This is a genomic window from Amycolatopsis halotolerans, assembly GCF_042647905.1.
Classification (GTDB): Bacteria; Actinomycetota; Actinomycetes; order Mycobacteriales; family Pseudonocardiaceae; genus Amycolatopsis; species Amycolatopsis halotolerans.
On record NZ_JBHRWI010000062.1, the window covers coordinates 49338 to 66457 of the forward strand.

General features: G+C 70.1%; 14 protein-coding genes. 2 read left to right on the forward strand and 12 right to left on the reverse strand.

The annotated features are described in order from the left end of the window. Positions 1-7: 7 nt before the first annotated feature. Positions 8-649, forward strand: coding sequence for a phosphatase PAP2 family protein (locus tag ACFORO_RS39620; RefSeq protein ID WP_354738629.1), 642 nt, complete (start codon positions 8-10; stop codon positions 647-649). 49 nt (positions 650-698) lie between these two features. On the opposite strand, the gene ACFORO_RS39625 is transcribed toward ACFORO_RS39620, so the two are convergent. Then, complete coding sequence (locus tag ACFORO_RS39625; protein WP_377873127.1) at positions 699-1865, reverse strand: SGNH/GDSL hydrolase family protein; 1167 nt, start codon at positions 1863-1865, stop codon at positions 699-701. A 28-nt stretch (positions 1866-1893) separates the two neighbouring features. After that, positions 1894-3363 carry an FAD-dependent monooxygenase gene (locus tag ACFORO_RS39630; protein ID WP_377873128.1) on the reverse strand — a complete coding sequence of 490 codons (1470 nt, stop codon included), beginning with the start codon at positions 3361-3363 and terminating at the stop codon, positions 1894-1896. Between the two features lie 117 nt (positions 3364-3480). On the opposite strand from ACFORO_RS39630, the gene ACFORO_RS39635 reads away from it, so the two are divergent. Then, on the forward strand, positions 3481-6672 hold the full coding sequence (locus ACFORO_RS39635) for a BTAD domain-containing putative transcriptional regulator (RefSeq protein ID WP_377873129.1): 3192 nt from the start codon (positions 3481-3483) through the stop codon (positions 6670-6672). Here ACFORO_RS39635 and ACFORO_RS39640 read toward each other — a convergent pair. From ACFORO_RS39640 to ACFORO_RS39685, 10 genes are read right to left on the reverse strand one after another with little or no spacing between them, the layout of a single operon-like run. Beyond that, the gene (locus tag ACFORO_RS39640) at positions 6669-7979 is read right to left on the reverse strand and encodes a glutamate-1-semialdehyde 2,1-aminomutase (RefSeq protein ID WP_377873130.1); all 1311 of its coding nucleotides are present in this window, start codon (positions 7977-7979) and stop codon (positions 6669-6671) included. The genes ACFORO_RS39635 and ACFORO_RS39640 overlap by 4 nt on opposite strands. 6 nt (positions 7980-7985) lie before the next feature. Next, the gene (locus ACFORO_RS39645) at positions 7986-8525 is read right to left on the reverse strand and encodes a dTDP-4-dehydrorhamnose 3,5-epimerase family protein (RefSeq protein ID WP_377873131.1); all 540 of its coding nucleotides are present in this window, start codon (positions 8523-8525) and stop codon (positions 7986-7988) included. Beyond that, entirely contained in the window at positions 8522-9703 is a 1182-nt protein-coding gene (locus ACFORO_RS39650) for a polysaccharide pyruvyl transferase family protein (RefSeq protein ID WP_377873132.1), read from the reverse strand. Before ACFORO_RS39650 ends, ACFORO_RS39645 begins: the two co-directional genes overlap by 4 nt. After that, on the reverse strand, positions 9700-10653 hold the full coding sequence (locus ACFORO_RS39655; protein ID WP_377873133.1) for a glycosyltransferase family 2 protein: 954 nt from the start codon (positions 10651-10653) through the stop codon (positions 9700-9702). The genes ACFORO_RS39650 and ACFORO_RS39655 overlap by 4 nt, the downstream gene beginning before the upstream one ends. Further along, the gene (locus tag ACFORO_RS39660) at positions 10650-11942 is read right to left on the reverse strand and encodes a hypothetical protein (protein ID WP_377873175.1); all 1293 of its coding nucleotides are present in this window, start codon (positions 11940-11942) and stop codon (positions 10650-10652) included. The genes ACFORO_RS39655 and ACFORO_RS39660 overlap by 4 nt, the downstream gene beginning before the upstream one ends. A gap of 40 nt (positions 11943-11982) precedes the next feature. After that, the gene (locus tag ACFORO_RS39665; RefSeq protein ID WP_377873134.1) at positions 11983-13248 is read right to left on the reverse strand and encodes a DUF4910 domain-containing protein; all 1266 of its coding nucleotides are present in this window, start codon (positions 13246-13248) and stop codon (positions 11983-11985) included. After that, the gene (locus tag ACFORO_RS39670; protein ID WP_377873135.1) at positions 13248-14270 is read right to left on the reverse strand and encodes an NAD-dependent epimerase/dehydratase family protein; all 1023 of its coding nucleotides are present in this window, start codon (positions 14268-14270) and stop codon (positions 13248-13250) included. Before ACFORO_RS39670 ends, ACFORO_RS39665 begins: the two co-directional genes overlap by 1 nt. 4 nt (positions 14271-14274) lie before the next feature. After that, the gene (locus ACFORO_RS39675) at positions 14275-14919 is read right to left on the reverse strand and encodes a PIG-L deacetylase family protein (protein WP_354738649.1); all 645 of its coding nucleotides are present in this window, start codon (positions 14917-14919) and stop codon (positions 14275-14277) included. Beyond that, positions 14916-15704 carry a glucose-1-phosphate cytidylyltransferase gene (locus tag ACFORO_RS39680; RefSeq protein WP_377873136.1) on the reverse strand — a complete coding sequence of 263 codons (789 nt, stop codon included), beginning with the start codon at positions 15702-15704 and terminating at the stop codon, positions 14916-14918. Before ACFORO_RS39680 ends, ACFORO_RS39675 begins: the two co-directional genes overlap by 4 nt. Next, the gene (locus ACFORO_RS39685) at positions 15701-16939 is read right to left on the reverse strand and encodes a methyltransferase domain-containing protein (RefSeq protein WP_377873137.1); all 1239 of its coding nucleotides are present in this window, start codon (positions 16937-16939) and stop codon (positions 15701-15703) included. The genes ACFORO_RS39680 and ACFORO_RS39685 overlap by 4 nt, the downstream gene beginning before the upstream one ends. Positions 16940-17120: the final 181 nt, after the last annotated feature.

Consider the following 17120-nt stretch of genomic DNA (forward strand, 5'->3'; position numbering starts at 1 on the left):
GGACGGTGTGCGCGACCGACTGAAGACCTCGCCACTGGCGCTTCCGCTGGTTCTGCGCACGCCGTCGCTGGTCCTGGCCGTGCTCGGGCTCGTGGCGTTGATCGCGCTGGGCGTCCGTTTCGCCGGACACTCGGTGCCGAGCGCGTTCGACGCCCCGCTCCTGCCCGGCCCGGACCTAGTGCCCGACCCCTGGTGGTACTTCGCGACCGCGATCGACTTCTGCGGCGAACCACTGGGCGCGGTGCTGATCCTGCTCCTGATAATCGGCGGCTGCCTGCTGACCCACCGCCCGCGTACGGCTGTGCTGGCGGTTGTCGGCTGCAGTCTCACTGTCGGGGTGACTTCGGTGTTGAAACCGCTGACTGGCCGGACTATTCATGGCAGCTACCTGTCGTTCCCCAGCGGCCACACCGCCTTCGCTACGGCCTTGGCGCTGACCGGCGCTTACGTCTTGGCGGGTCGCTTAAGCCGGTTCGCTGCGGTGGCGTGGCTGCTGGGTCTCGCGTTGGTGGCTGGCTTCCTGATGGCCTGGGCCGAGGTCGGGCTGGGCGCGCACTACCCGACCGACACGATCGGCGGCTTCGCTGCCGCGCTGGCGATCGTGCCGGTCACGGGGTACTGGATCGACCGGATCGCCGACCGTCCGTGAGGGGAACCCTGAGGGAATCAGAGTCCCTCAGGGTTCCCCTCACGGACAGTCAGGCGTGCCGGAACAGCTCCAGGTCGAAGGCCTCGGCGAGCACCGCTTGCCCGGCGTCGTTCGGATGGACGCCGTCGGCGGAGACCAGTTCAGGGCGCGTCCTCGTCGGCTCGGCCGGGTCGCGCAGCGCCGCGTCCAGGTCGGTGACCGCGTCGAACTCGCCGCTGTCGCGGATCCAGCGGTTCAGCTGCTGACGGGCGTCCTCGAACTCCGGCGTGAACACCGGAGTGCCACCGATCGGCGGCAGCGTGCAGCCGACGATGCGCAGGCCGTGCGCGTGGGCTCGGGTGATCAGCAGGCGGTAACCGCCGACGAGATCCGCCGCGGTGGCCCGTTCGCTCTCCGGCATTCCCGGCATGGAGCCGAAAAACAGGTCGTTGACGCCCTCGGCCAGGATGATCCAGCCGGCACCGGGGCGGGCCAGCACGTCACGGTCGAAGCGAGCCAGCGCGCTGGCTCCCATGCCGTCGGTCTCGCGCAGGACGCGGTTGCCGGAGATACCCATGTTGACCACTGCACGGGGCGGAAAGCCAGGCTCGGCAGCGAGTCGGCGGGCGAGCACTGAAGGCCAAGACGCGTCGGCTCCGGGTGTGGTCTCCATACCGTCCACCACGGAGTCGCCGAAGGCGATGACAGTGGCGGCGTTGGCCGGCGCGAGCACGTCGATGCCGGTGAGCCACAGGTAGGACTGGAACTCGGTGGCGTCCCGCAGGTTCGGCTCGGCGGTTTGGTCGCCCGGGGCGAGCCACGCCGTGCGGAGGCCGACGTCGTGGATTGTCGGGGTGACCTTCTCGTCGGGGAGATACAGCGAGACGGTCAGGTCGGTCTGCGCGGAGACGGTGTACTCGATCGGGTCGCTGTAGGTCTGCGCGCCCGTCGGCAGTACCACTTCGGGCCGGTCGCCGAAGGTCAGCCGGGTGCCGTCGAGGAAGGCGGAGCCGACGCGGACCGGTGCGTGGCCGAAGGAGTTCGAAAGCGCGACGCGCACGGCGGTGCCGCCGACCGTGGACCGAGCCACCATGCGCACGGTCTGGGCGCTCAGCGTTTCCGGGGTGCTGGTGAAGTCCGGCGGCGCTTCGTCCGGCATTTCCGGCCCGCCGCCAAGCTCGGCCGCCGGTGCCAGCTGCTGCGCGGTTCCCCAGGCAGCGATCCAGTGGTTTTCCATGAGGTGAACCTCCACAATGGACAGTGGGTCAGAACCAGCGGGCGAGGGCGTTTTCGAACGAGCCGTGGCCGCTCGCCCAGGCGACGATGCCGTCCGGCCGGACGAGCACGGCGTCGTAGCCGAGGTCGTCGCGGGCCGGGACGGCCTGGTACCGGACCCGGTACCGCGCTGCCACGGCACGCAGTCGTTCGTCCGCGCAGAAGTCGAGGGCGACGCCTTGGCCGTCCCGCAGCAGTTCGCCGAGGCGGCTGCCGTCGGCGAGGCGGAAGTCCGGCGCGTTGTGGCCGACCAGCGGATGCTCGTCGCCGAGGTCGTAGCGGAGCGACAGTCCGGAGGCACGCTCGAAGACGTAGGTGGTGCCGGCCCGGGTTGTCATCAGGTCGCGCGTCACGGCCTGGATCGCCCGGGAGTGCGGGTCCGGGCGCATGACCGCCACCTGGGCTCGCGACCAGTCGAGCACCCGCGCGCCGGTCGGATGGCGTTCTGCGGCGTAGGTGTCGAGCAGCCCGTCGGCCGCGTCCCCGCGCACGGTCGCCGCGAGCTTCCAGCCCAGGTTCATGGCGTCGCCGATGCCAAGGTTGAGCCCCTGCCCGCCCAGCGGCGAGTGGATGTGCGCGGCGTCGCCGGCGAGCAGGACCCGGCCGCGCCGGTATTCGGTCGTCTGGAGCGCCCGGTCGGTGAAGCTGGAGGCGCGGTGCACTTCGTCGAGTGTGACGTCGGTGCCGGAAACCCGGCGCAGCACCGTTTGGAGGTGCTCGCGGGTCAGCGGCTGGGAACGGTCGTACGCGCCGCCGTCGAAGTCCAGCACGCCGAAGTGGCCGGGCGTGGGCATCGTGAGGTACATGCCCGCCGCGGTCAGATTGAAGCCTGGAGTCAGCTTGTCGGGATCGGCGAACGTCGCCAGCGCGACGTACCCGGTGAGCTGCGGTTCGGTGCCGACGAAGGCGAAGCCCGCGAGCCGGCGCACCGTGCTGCGTCCACCGTCGCAGCCGACGAGCCAGCGAGCTGGGTACTCGTGCTCGCCGGCCTGGACGACCACCCCCTCGTCGTCCTGGACGAGACCGCTGACCTGGACGCCGCGGCGGATCTCGGCACCGTGCTTGACCGCCCGTTCGGCCAGCACCGTCTCGACCGCTTCGAGGCTGGTCATGACGCCGTCCAGGGCGGGGCTGGGCAGCCGATAGGGCAGGGCGGAGAGGTCTACGTCGGCCGGGTCGAGGGAAGTGCCGGCGAAATGGCCGACCCAGCTCGGGCGCACCTGCTCTTCCTCGGCGGGGGCCGCGCCGGACTCGGCCAGCAGCGAACGCAGCATTCCGCGGCGGTAGAACGCCTCGGCCGACCCGCCCGACAGCCCCCGCATCCCGAGCGGCATCTTCCGCCACGGGGAATGCGGGTCCGCCTCCTTTTCGAGCACCAGCACCGAACAGCCGGCGAGAGCCAGTTCACCGGCGAGGAACAGGCCGACCGGCCCCGCCCCCGCGATCACTACGTCGTGCATGACAACCCCCTTCTTCTGTGGTGAGCCCGAGATTGCCCGCCACCGCTCACACGAGGCGCACACGGCGCGCACACCCCGGTTCAGTCGGCCATCGGGCGGGCACGCGAAGATCGAAGGGTGGCTGCTGTCCCGCTTCGCGTGACGCTGCTCGGCATCGTGCAGGTGTCTCGCGGCGATGCCGTCCTGTCCGTCCCCGGCGCACGGCTGCAGGCCTTGACCACGCGGCTGGCGCTCGCCGGCGGGCGCACGGTGGAGCCCGCCGTCCTGGTCGACGCGATCTGGGCCCAAGATCCGCCCGCTGATCCCGCGCATGCCCTGCAGGCTCTCGTCTCGCGGCTGCGTCGGGTACTCGGTTCGGCGGACGTCGTCGTACCGGCCGCTGGCGGCTACCGGCTGGACGTGGCTCCGGCGGACGTGGACGCGTTGCGGTTCGAACACTTGATCGCCGCTGGCCGGGACCACCTGCGATCCGGCGATCTGTCCGCAGCCGCGGAGGTGCTCGGCGAGGCCGTGGCGGTGTGGGGCGACCAGCCCCACACCGAGCCAGCAGCGGTCGCCGCGGTGTCGGTGGCCGCCGCGACCCGGCTCGCGCAGGTCTCCGTCGAAGCCGTGGCCGATCTCGCCGACGCCGAACTGTCGCTGGGCCGCGTCGAGGCGGCTGCCGCCCGGCTGTCCCGCTTGCTCGCTGAGCACCCGGTCCACGAGCGGGCGGCAGCGCTGCTGATGGACGCGCTCGCCGCACAGGGCCGCCAGGCCGACGCGCTCGCTCGCTACGAACAGATCCGCGAGGCGTTGGCCGAGACCCTCGGCGCCGACCCGGGCACCGCGCTGCGCGAGCGGCATCTGCGCCTGCTGCGCAACCCGGTCGCGGCGCTTCCCGCGAAAAGCCCGGGCAACCTCCCGGCGGCACTGACCAGCTTCGTCGGACGGGACGACGACCTCGCCCGGATCGGCGAACTGCTCGCCGCCGGCAGGCTGGTCACCGTGCTCGGCCCCGGCGGAGCCGGCAAGACCCGCCTTGCGCTGGAAGCCGCCCGCCGCCGCGAATACCCGGGCGGCGCGTGGCTGATCGACCTCGCTTCGGTCTCCGAACCGGCCGAGGTCGGCGCGGCCGTGCTGGCCGGGATCAGGATGCGCGGCGGCGCGCTGTTCGAGGCGAGGACGCGGGTCGAGGGTACCGAGCTGGATGTGCTCGCGGACCAGCTCGGCGGCCGGGAACGGTTGCTGCTGATGGACAATTGCGAGCACCTCGTCGACGCCGTGGCCCATCTGGTGGAGGCGCTGCTGTCCCGGTGCGCCGGGCTTCGGGTGCTGGCCACCAGCCGGGAACCGCTTGCCGTCGACGGCGAAGCGCTGGTGCCGCTCGGCCCGCTCGCCCTGCCCGAGCCGGACGCGGAGGTCGAACCCGCCCGGCGGACCGCGGCGGTGCGCCTGTTCGCCGAGCGGGCCGCGGCCGTGCGTCCCGGTTTCGTCGTTGACGAAGCGAATCTCGCCGACGTCACGACGGTGGTCCGCGGCCTGGACGGCTTGCCGTTGGCGCTGGAACTGGCCGCGGCCCGCCTGCGCACGCTCGCCCTGCCTGACCTGGCGGCCGGTCTGTCCGACCGGTTCCGGCTGCTCGCCACCGGCAGCCGCACCGCTTTCCCCCGGCACCGCACGCTGCGCGCGGTCATCGCGTGGAGCTGGGAGCTGCTCAGCCCGGACGAGCGCACGGTCGCGGAACGGATCTCGGTCTTGCCCGGCGGAGTCACCCGGGAGTCGGCCGCCGCGGTCTGCGCGGACGCCGCGCTGCCGTCCGGCGAGATCCCGTACCTGCTCGCGGACCTGGCCGACCGGTCGCTGCTGCGGCTCGTCCCGGACACCGGCCGGTACCGGATGCTGGAGACGATCCGCGAGTACGGGCTGGAAAGCCTTGCCGCACAAGAACTCCGGACCAGCGTGCGGGATCTCGCCGCCGAGTACTTCACCGGCCTGGTCGCCGAAAACGACCCGCTGCTGCGCGGCTCTCGGCAGCTGGACGCGCTGCGGGTGTTCCGCGCCGAGTACGACAACGTGCTCGCCGCCCTGCGCCACCTCTGCGACACCGGCGACGCTGACGGCGCGATCGGGCTCGCGGTGAACCTGACCTGGTACTGGCAGATGCTCGGCGGCCACACCGACGCGGTTCATTGGCTCGGCGAGGCGGTTTCGACGCCGGGCGCGCGGCCGAGCGTGCGGCGCGCCGTCGCCGAGCAGGTGCTGCTGGTCAACCGGTTCGCCGCGTATGCCCCGCCCGCCGACTGGCGCGAGCAACTGCGGGCGCTTGCCGGCCAGCCGGAGCTGCCGTCCTTCGGCGGCGCGCTGGTCGCGCTCCGACTGGCCACCATCCCGGAGACGAGCGCGTCGCCGGAGACCGTCCAGCGGTTCATCGACGGACCGGACGAATGGCTGTCCGGGCTGGCGCACCTGTTCCGGGCCCAGTTCGCCGAGAACGCGGGTCGCTTCGACCAGTTCCGCGGCGACGTCGCCGCCGCGCTGGAGATCTTCGGCCGGGCCGGCGACCGCTGGGGCCTCGCCACCGCGCTGCCGCTGCGCGCGCTGCTGCGGCAGTACGACGGCGATCTCGGCGGCGGGCTGGCCGATCTGGCCCAGGCCAGGACGCTGGCCCGCGAGTTCGGCTCGCTCAGCCTCAGCGACGAGGTCTTCCTCAACCTGCGCTCGATCGACCTGCACGTGCGGCGCGGCGAGACCGCGCGCGCGGCGGGGATGATCGCCGCCAACCGGGAGCGCGTGTCCTCTCCCGAGCTGGCGATCCTGACCGACGCGCTGGAAGCCCGGCTGTGGGTGCTGATCGGCGATCTGGACCGGGCCCGCGAGCTGATCGATTCGGCCGAGGCCGGACTGTCGGAACACCCGCGGTTCGGGGCCAGCGGACACAATCAGGCCCTGATCTCCGTGGCGCGCGGTGCGCTCTGCCTCGAGACCGGCGACGGACTCGGTGCCGAAGCGGCGCTGAGCCGGGCGTACGTCGCCGCGGTGGACAGCTCGGACATGCCGATCCTGGCGATGGTGGCAGTGGCGGTAGCCGGTGTCGCCGCGCTGTACGGGCACCACCGGGACGCCGCCGCCCTGCTCGGCGCTGCGGCCAGGCTGCGCGGTGCGCACGACCGGACCGATCTGCAGATCCGCGCGCTGAGCGCCCGCGGCCGCGCCGAACTAGGCGACGAAGGTTTCGCTGCCGCGTACGAGCGCGGCTGGCGGCTGACCGCCCCGTCAGCCCTGCTCTCGGCCGACCCAGCGCTGCTGCGGGACTTGGACCGGGAGGGTTAGGCCTTCCGGCGAAACACCGGCTTGATCGACCGCCCGCCCAGCCACGGCGTGGGATCCCCTGCTTCCAATGCCTTCCGGTACACCACGCATGCCGAAGCGACCACCTCCACAGTCCGGTCGATGTCCTCCTCCGTCATCGCCGCACTGACCACAAAGGACGGACCCAAGACCCCGTTCTCCAGCAGGCACCGCATGAACAGCGTCCGATACTCCTGCGACGGCTGACCGTCCGCGTCGAGGGTCGCGAACACCAGGTTGCTGTCCCGCCCCCGCACCACTACCTGCCCGCCGACCCCGTGCGCAGCCGCCACGTCAGTCACGCCAGCCGCCAGCCGAGCGCCGAGCGTGTGCAGCCGGGCCGTCACGTCCTCCGCCGCGTAGGCCTCCATCACCGCCATCGCGGCGGCGAGCGACGGGGTCTCGGCGCCATGCGTCGTCGAGAGCAGGAACACCCGATCCCGCGAATCGCGCAGACCGCCTAGCTCCATCAGATCCCGTCGACCCGCCAGCGCCGCGACCGCGAAACCGTTGCCGAGCGCTTTGCCGAACGTCGAGAGATCCGGCGTCACGCCGTAAAGGCCCTGCGCGCCGTGCTCGGAGTACCGGAATCCGGTGATCATCTCGTCGAAGATCACCAGCGTGCCGTGCTGATGCGCGAGGTCGAGCAGCCCGGCGAGATAGCCGTCCGGCGGGTCCACGCCCTTGGTGGGCTCCAGGATCAGGCACGCCACCTGCCCGCGGAACTGGTGCAGCATCTGTTCGGTCGCGGGGAGGTCGCCGTACGGGAAGGCCACGGTCATCGCCATCGTCGCTGCGGGAATCCCGGCTGACATCGGGGTGGTGCCGATGAACCAGTCGTCGGTGGAGAAGAATGCGTGGTCAGCGCATTGGGCGACCAGCGGCCGTCCGGTGGCGGCGCGGGCGAGCCGGACGGCGGCGGTGGTCGCGTCGGAGCCGTTTTTCGCGAACTTCACCATGTCCGCGGTCGGGACCGTCGCCAGGAACTGTTCCGCCGCTTCAAGCTCCACAATGGACGGTCGGACGAAGTTGTTGCCCCGTTCCAGCACATCGCGCACGGCGGCGGTCACGCGTGGATGGGCGTGGCCGAGGCTGACCGCGCGCAGGCCGGAGCCGTACTCGAGATAGCGGTTGCCGTCGACGTCCCAGACGTACGCACCGCGCCCGTGCGAGATGACCGGCGCGAGATGTTCGGGGTATTGGTCCTCGCCTTTGGCGTAGGTGTGCGCACCGCCGGGGATAGCGCGGTGCAGGCGTTCGTTCGCGATTCGGGAGAGTGGCAGGTCCATGACGGGTCACCTCAAGGCATCGGCCAGGGAAGGGGCCGACGCGTCGCGTTCGGACAGCAAAGCCGCGGGCAGCGGCCACGGGATGGCGAGCTCCGGGTCGTCGTGCGCGATGGCGACGTCCTCGGACGGGTCGTGCGCGCGGTCGATCCGGTACGACACGTCGGCGACGTCGCTCAGCGCCTGGAAACCGTGTGCGCATCCGGCCGGGAGGTAGATGCTCTCCTGGGTGTCGCCGGAGAGGTGAAACGTTTCCATGGAACGGAAAGTCGGCGAGCCCGGCCGCAGGTCGACCACGACGTCGAACACCTCGCCGAACGAACAGCGCACCAGTTTCGCCTCGCCCGCCCCGGAGCGCAGGTGCATCCCGCGCACCACGCCGCGCACCGAGCGGGACACGCTGTCCTGCGCGAACCCGTCCGGATCGATGCCGACCGACCGCGCGACCTCCGCGTCGAAGGTCCGCGAGAAGAAGCCGCGATCGTCTCGGTGCGGCGTCGGCCGGAACAGCCACACGCCGGAAATCGACGGCACGGGAACGGCTTTCACGACACCTCCGCGGGAATGAGCGACCTTGACAACAGGGCGAACTGGTCTTTCAACTGCTGGTTGCATTCTTCGTTGCGGGCGGCGAGTTCCGCCTTGAGCTCCGGAGCCCGCCGCTGCAATTCCTCGAACTGCTTGATCAACCGAGGCACGTCGACCGCGCGGGCCTCCTGGCAAAACTCGCCGAGCCCCATTTCGGCCATCAGCACGTCGTTTTTCTTCGCGTATCCGATCGCGACCGTCGGCCGCCCGATCTTCAACGCGCACAACACATTGTGGTATCGGGTAGCCACGACCGTGCCCACTTCGGCCATCGAACACATCAACTCGTCGAGGGTGCCGGGGACGGCCGCGGAGAGCAGCGGCGAGTCGACCGTTTCGACGATCTCGTCCACTACTTCGAGGTCCATCCGATCCCCGATGAAGAGCCGGACCGGACGCTCCTGGCGGACCAGATACCGCACGAATTCGGTCATCGCGTCCACGTAAGCCCGGTAAATCTCGTCACCGCGCGCACGATCGTCGTTGCCGCCGTAGTAAGCCATCACACCGATGCCAACTGCCCGCGGGTTCTCGATCGCGGCGGGAGTCGGCAAGGCGAAGGCGAGATCGGGATAGACGCGATCATTCGTGACCGGTACGCCCATGTCAGCCATCGCCGAGCGCGACAGGTCATCGCGGAAGGACCGATACGTCGCGAGCTGCGTCGCGTACCGCACCAGAAACCGCGTGGCCGGCACCCGAATCCGATCGGCGCCCACGCTGACCAGCGCGACCTTCGTCCGTCCCAGCCGCCCGCACAGCGAAAGCAGGAACAGCGCGTACGGGAATCCCCACGGCCGCAACGGAAGCGTCGCCTCCAGCACGCCCATGCCGGGAACGATCACCACGTTCTGCCGCCGGACCCACCAGGCCGTGCGGAAAACGTCGATGATCTTCCCGAGGGCTTTGGCCGCGATCGACCGCGGCCCGGACGCGTGCCGGTATTCGCCGCTGTACCAGTTCAACCGGGCCGCGGGGATCCCGTACCGCGCGCGAATGGTGTCCGCCCCACCACAGAACGCGGACACCTTCGCGTACGGATGTTCAGCCCGCAGGAAGCGCAGTACCGCCTCCAGCGAGCCGTCGTTGCCGAGGTTGCCTGAACCGAGCAGTCCGAAGACCCCGACCCGAACGGTCACGGCACCCGCCGTTCGCGCCCGGCGACCACGCGGTCGACAGTGAGGTTGAGCTCGGCCGCGTGCACCGGGGCCCGGTCCTCGACGCGTTCCCCGCCTCCGCCGGGCCGGGCCCGGCTGGTGAACCACTCCACCAACGCGAGGTAGCAGGCGCGGCGTTCGCCGGACGACAGCGGCGCGGAACGGATCCCGTGCACGAAACCCCAGACGTACTCGGCGAGCAGCCGCGCGGTCGGGTTCAAGATCGCGTTGCCGCGCTTCGGATCGAGGTTCGCGCACCGGGAGCGCTTGCTCGGGTTCGCCCGCTCCGCTCGGTCGGGGTGATCGCGCCGGAAGTACAGCAGCTCAGGCACTTGGTAGAACGGCCCGTGCAGCGCAAGTTCGGCCACATAGGTGCGGTCCGCGTGGTGGTAGCTGTCCATCGGGGTGACGCGACGCAGCACCTCCGTGCGCATCACGCCGTAGAAATCGTCGCCGCCGGGCTCGAACAGCAGGCTTTTGAACCGTGCCGAAGGTCGCGGTGCATCTGTCTTGTGCCGGTAGTCCAGCGGCACCGTCACCGCGCCGTTCTCGTCGATGATCGCCTGGTGCGAGTGCGCGAGGATCATCTCCGGCCGCGCGTCGAGCGCGGCCACGCACTTCGCCAGCAGCTCCCGGCCGTAGAGGTCGTCGTGCGACGCCCACTTGAACAGCTCGCCGCGTGCCTGGTCGAGCAGGACGTTGTGGTTCGGGGTCGCGCCGATGTTGCGCGGCTGGCGCAGATACCGGATCCGCGAGTCCTCCTGCGCGTACTTCCGGACGATCTCTTCCGTGCCGTCTTCGGACGCGTTGTCGGAGATGATCAGTTCGAAGTCCTCGTAGGTCTGCCCGAGCAGCGCGTCGAGTGCTTCGCTGAGGAATTCCTCTCCGTTGTAGACGGGCAGACCGATGGTCAGCCGGGGCGGCGTGCTCATGCCGGTTTCATCTCCTCGGAAGCCGAATGGAGTTCTGCTTGGCTGAATGAACCTGACGCGACGGGAAACTCGGGCACCGCCGCGAAGTGGTCGCGGAGCGCGCTGCGCAGCTGCCACCACCACACGGCCGAACCGGTGAGCGTGGCGGCCGCGACGCCCCACTCCGAGCCGGCCGCACCGCCGAGCGCGGCCCCGATCAGGCCGAACACGACGTAGCACGCGGACGCGATCAGCTGGGACCGCAAGCTCCGCCGCGCCATCCCGAGCGCGCGCAGCCCGGCCGTCGCGCCGGTGGTGAAGCTCGCGCCGACGACCGCCATCGTGACCGCCGGGACCAGCAGCGACGAGCTGTCCCACAGCGAACCGAGCACGAACCGGCCGGCGTCGTCGGGGATGAAAAACCACAACCCGAGACCCCACACCAGCGCGGCCGCGGCCTGTGCGGCGCCGAGCACCACGCAGAAGTGCCACAGCCGATGCGGCGATTGCCGGAGCACCCGCGCTCCCTCGGCGACAGTGACGAGGGAAAGTCCCATGAGCAGCGCGAGAAACGGCCCGAGCAGCTGTTCCGCGCCGCGGACCGTGCCGACCGCGGCCAGTCCGGAAATCGCGCCCAGCCCGTACGCCCGCAGCTGCGACGAACCGCTGTTGCTGACGTTCTCCACGAGGTAGCGCACGCCCAGGTCGCGATGGTCCCGCAGCCACGCGCGCACCCCGTCGAGCCTTGGCAGGACGCTCGTCTGGACCCAGCCGAACGCGGCCGCGACCCCGGCGGAACAGCCCCAGGCCAGCAGGAACGCGACCACGGTGTCGTAGCGCGCGGCGAGAACCAGCGCCGGGAACAACGCGACGGCCTGGATCCCGTCGTTGAGGAACGCCTTGTGCCCGGTGCCCTGCGCGAAGAACCCGAACCGCCAGGCGTCCTGCACGAGCAGGAACGGCAGCACCACCCCGAGCGCGACGAACGCGGCCCCGAGCGAACCGCCGACCAGGAGTCCGAAAAGGACACTGACCAGCCCGGAAGCGACCCCGACCACCAGCGCCGTCCCGACCGCCTGGCCCACCGCGGTCCGCCAGCTGGCCCTGGCGACCCCGGAGAAGCGCACCATCAGCGGGTCGGTGGCGATCCCGCGCGAGATGTTGAGCATGACGCCGTAGGTCACCCACGCGATGCTGAACAGGCCGAACGCCGTCGCGCCGAGCGAGCGCGCGACGTACAGCCCGACCACGAAGTTGGTCAGGCTCGAAACAGCCTGGTCGCCAAGGCCCCAGCTGAGCCGTCCCGCCATCGCGCGGACGGCTCGCGAACGCAGGATCGACGGCACGGCCTCACTCCTTCAGCAGTCCGGCGGCCTGAAGGGCATCAGCCGCCGCGGCTACGGCACCGAACGGCAGGTCCGCCCGTTCGGCGATGTCGAGGAGGCTGTGGTCGCCGTCGGAGAGGCTGAGCACCCACAGCATGGCCAGCTGGGCTTGTTTCGCGTCGCTGCGCCCGCCGAGCGAGTCGTACAGCCCGCGCTTGCCGAGCTGCGGTTCGCCGTACGGGCTGAGGTTCACGTAGCGCCGGTTGCGGTCCAGCACGGAGAACGCCGTCCGCAGCGTGTCGAGGGTGTCGGCCATCGAGTCCGGGTCGACGAAGGACGGGTTGTCCGCCGAGGTGTGGTACTCCGGGTAGCCCGCGTACGGCGTGCGTGTGAGCGAACCGACGCCGAGGTTGAAGCCGGGGGAGCAGAACTGGCGCTCGTCGTAGCCGTACGGGGAGAAATCGCGGATCTCGTGCGGTTTGTCCTTGAGGATGTGCGCGAAGACGCGGTCGATGTCGGCGTCACCGCGTCGGCTGCGCTTGTACGTCAGCGAACCCCGGTCCCCGGCGCAGGCCAGCACGACGCCGTGCTTGACCTGGTCGATGCGCTCGGAATTGCGCGCCAGCCAGGTGATCGCGCCGATCGTGCCGGGCATGAACAGGAACCGGTAGGTGTAGTACGGCTTTTCCCCGGCCAGCGCCTGCGCGAGCGCGACGGCCACCGCGATGCCGGCGAGGTTGTCGTTGGCCAGCGACGGATGGCAGAGGTGGCACGAGACGAGCACCTCGTCGGACACCTCGCCCGGCACGACGTGCTCGGCGTAGGTGAGGTGTCCGTCGGCGAGCGTCGAGTCGATTTTGACGTGGTAGTCGCCGTCCGGCAGCGTGTCGAGCACGTCCTGCGCGAGGCAGAAACCCCAGGTGGGGGAGTAGTAACTGGTGCGGTACGGGATCAGCGACGGCTGCTGCGGCAGCGTGTGCAGGTGCGTGCGCAGTTCGGTCAGGCTGACGACCCGGTCGACCGGGACGCTGTAGCCGACCACGTGCAGGTTCGACTTCCGGAAGTCGATCACCCGCCGCCCGGAGGAATCCGCGACGAACGCGTCGCGGATGTTCCACTCCGCGGGCACGGTCCAGTCCAGCACCTCGGTGCCGCTCGGCACCTCGTACCGGTCGAGCGGGAGGTGCTCGCCGATGACGGCAAGGGTCTGCCGTACGCCGTCGCCGGTGATGCTCCGGCAGAACGGGTACAACCGTTCCACCAGAGCGTGCATCTCGGGCCCCGTGCGCATCAGGCGTGCCGCAGGGTGGCGTCGACCGCGCCGGCGGCCTGCCGGTCGCTCAACCAGTTCAGTCGCGTGAAGCGGTGCTGGAACTGTTCCTGGGTGAGGCTGTTGCGGCGGTAGGCGTCGAACAGTTGCAGCGCACCGTCTTTCACGCCCCACTTGCAGTCGAAGGACGGGACCGCCTCGCGGAACCGGGAGAAATCGACGCGGTACGAACGCGGGTCGGCCCCGGCCTCGCCGGTGATCCGCAGCTTGGAACCGGGAACCACCGCGACGACCTCTTCGGCGATCTCGGCGACCGTCACGTTGTTGCGCTCGGTGCCGATGTTGAACGCCTTGTTGTGCACGGCTTCGCGCGGCGCTTCGAGGGCGGCGGTGAAGGCGTGGGCGATGTCGTCGGCGTGCACCAGCGGCCGCCACGGCGTCCCGTCGGAGAGTACGAGGACCTCGCCGGACAGGTAAGCGTGGCCGACCAGGTTGTTCAGCACGATGTCGGCGCGCAGCCGGGGCGAGAAGCCGAACGCGGTGGCGTTGCGCATGTACACCGGGGTGAAGTCGTCGTCGGCCAGTTCGGAAACCTCGGCCTCCACGCGGACCTTCGACTCCGCGTACGGCGTGACCGGCCGCAGCGGCGCGTCCTCGTCGACGAGACCGCTGCCGCCGGAAGCGCCGTAGACGGAGCAGGTCGAGGCGTAGAGGAACCGGGAAACCCCGGCCTCCTTCGCGAGTTTCGCGAGCTTGACCGACGCGTGGTGGTTGATGTCGTAGGTCAGTTCGGGCGCGAGCGAGCCGAGCGGGTCGTTGGACAGCGCGGCGAGGTGGATCACCGCGTCGAAACCCCGCAGGTGCTGGGCTTTCACGTCCCGCAGGTCGACGGCCAGCCCCACCGGGTCGCTCGGGGCCGGGCCGAGCACACAAGCGGCGAACAAGCCCGAGTCGAGGCCGATGACCTCGTGTCCCGCCGCGGCGAGCACCGGCGCCATCACCGTGCCCAGATATCCCGTGTGCCCCGTGAGCAGCACGCGCATGCCTTCAGCCCCTTAGGTCGATGACGAGTTTGTTCGCCTCGAACGCCTCGGCATAGCGTTCTTGGCATTCGATTCCACGGATCCGCGCGAGGCCAAGGAAGGCTTCGCGGTCGTACCACGGCCGGTGCTGCTGGGAGCCGTAATGCTCGTGCAGCAGTTCGATCTTGCGCTGCATCACGTCGTCGGACAGCGGCGCGTAGGCGGGCAGCCGTCCGAGGTCCCCGTCCCATTTGACGATCTCGTAGCCCAGCGTCAGATGGCCGCGGAACACCGTGGGCACGAGCTGCGCGAGCCCGCGGTGGTCCTGGTGCGCGTCGATGGTGCGGGGCGCGAACACGACGTCCGGATCGGTGCGGCGGCGGAGGTCTTCCAGCGCGTTCTTGGCTTCCTCCCAATGCGAGGGGAGGCGACCGTCGGGCAGCTTGAGCACCGTGACGTTCAGCTCGGCGCCCGGGCAGAACGCGGCCAGCGCGGCGCGTTCCTCGGTCTCCCGGTCGGTGCCGCCGCCGGACAGCACCAGCGCGTCGACCTGAAGCCCGGGACGCTGTTCGCAGATCTCGAGGAGCGTGCCGCCGGCTCCGATGGCGATGTCGTCGCAATGCGCGCCGAGCACGACGATGCTCTTCACCTCGGCGCCGAGGCGGATCACGCGTGCACCTTTTCGCGTTCCCACAACGCCCACGGCCGGTCGCCGTGCGTGTAAGCGGCGTCGAGTGCGTAGCGTTCCTTGACCGTGTCGGTCGGCTTCCAGAACCCGCGATAGGGGTAGGCGAGCAGCCGGCCGCGCTTGGCGAGTTCGCCGCAGCCGTCGGCGACCAGGTCGCCGTTCTCCGGGATGTGGTCGAAAATGTCCTGCCGCAGCACGAAATAGCCGCCGTTCTCCCACAGCGGGAGTTCGCTGACCGGCGTGATCGCGCCGATCCGGCCGCCCTCGTCCATCTCGACGCAGTGGAACGACGACTGCGGCGGCACGACGAGCATCGAAGCGCCCGCGTCGCTGTTCCGGAAGCGCTCGACGATGTTGTCCAGCGGCGCGTCGGTGAGGACGTCGGCGTAGTTGGCGAGGAACATCTCGTCGCCGTCGAGGTGGTCGCGCACCCGGCGGAGCCGCTCGCCGATCGGCGATTCGATGCCGGTCTGCACGAAGGAGATCGTCCAGTCGGCGATGTCGGTGGACAGCAGTTCCGGCTTCCCGCCGCGCAGCACGAAATCGTTGGACGTCGTTTCCTCGTAGTGCAGGAAGAAGTCCTTGATGTGGTGCGCGCCGTAGCCGAGGCACAGCACGAACTCGGTGTGCCCGAAATGCGCGTAGTAGCGCATCACGTGCCAGATCAGCGGCCGGGGACCGACCATCGCCATCGGCTTGGGCACGTCGGACGCCTCGCTGCTGCGCATCCGCATGCCGTAACCGCCGCAGAACAGAACGACCTTCACTTCACTGCCACCTCGACGATTTCCAGGCGCGGAATCGGGAAGACGAGCTTGCCGCCCCACGCGCCGACGTAGGAAAGCTGTTCGGTCAGCTCGTCCCGCAGGTTCCAGGGCAGGACGAGCACGTAGTCCGGCCGGTCGGCCGCGATCCGGTCCGGTTCCACGACCGGGATCCGGGTGCCCGGCGTGAACCGGCCGTGCTTGTACGGATTGCGGTCCACCGTGTAGGCCAGCAGGTCCGGCCGGATGCCGCAGTGGTTCAGCAGGGTGTTGCCCTTGCCCGGCGCGCCGTACCCGACGACCGTCTTCCCGGCTTTCCGGGCGGCAAGAAGAAATTCGAGCAATTCGAGCCGGACGCGGGTGACCCGGTCGGCGAATTCGGTGTACCCGGACAGCTCGTGCAGCCCGGCCGCCTTCTCCCGGGCCAGCACGTCGGTCATCCGGGCGCTCGGCTCGCCCGCGGCCTCGGCCGGGCGCGCCCAGAGCCGGATCGACCCGCCGTGCGTGGGCAGGAGTTCGACGTCGACCAGGGTCAAGCCGCCGGTCGCCAGCGCCTGCCTCGCCGATTCGACCGTGTAATACTGGAAATGCTCGTGGTAGATCGTGTCGTACTGGTTCTTCTCGATCAGCGTGAGCAGATGCTGCACCTCGATCGACACCCAGCCGTCGTTCGCGACGAGCGCGCGCAGCCCGTGGGTGAACCCGCGGATGTCCGGAATGTGGGCGTAGACGTTGTTCGCCACGACCAGGTCGGCCGGGCCGTGTTCGGCGCGCACCTCGCGGCCGGTGTCCTCGGAGAGGAACGCGGTGTGCGTCGGCACCCCCGCCTCGCGCGCGGCCTGCCCGACGTTCACCGAGGGTTCCACGCCGAGACAACGGATTCCGCGTTCCACGACGTGCCTCAGGAGGTACCCGTCGTTGCTGGCGACCTCGACGACGAAAGACCGGTCGGTCAGCCCGAGCCGTTCGACGGCGGCGTCGGTGAACCGTTTCGCGTGCTCGACCCACGAGGTGGAAAAAGACGAGAAATACGCGTAATCCGTGAAAGTGTCGGCCGGGTCGAGCAGCGGCGGGAGCTGCGCGAGCCAGCATTCCGTGCACACTTCGAGATGCAGCGGGAAAGTCGGTTCGGGTTCGGCCAGCTGCGCGGCGGTCAGGAACCGCTCGCACGGCGGGGTCGCGCCGAGGTCGACCACGCTGGCGGTTCTTTCCGAACCGCAGAGTCGACATGTGGTCATGTACCAGGCTCCTCCGGTAGCGACGCGATCTGCGTAGGGCAGGTCGATCCGCGCCCGGCCGTCGTTACAGCGCGCCGGGAAGCTCACCGGAGTCGATTCGGAACCGAGACAATGACGGCGGCGAAATGCCGCTGAGTGCTGCGACGAACGGGTGGGCGACCGGCACCGGATGGCGCAGCCG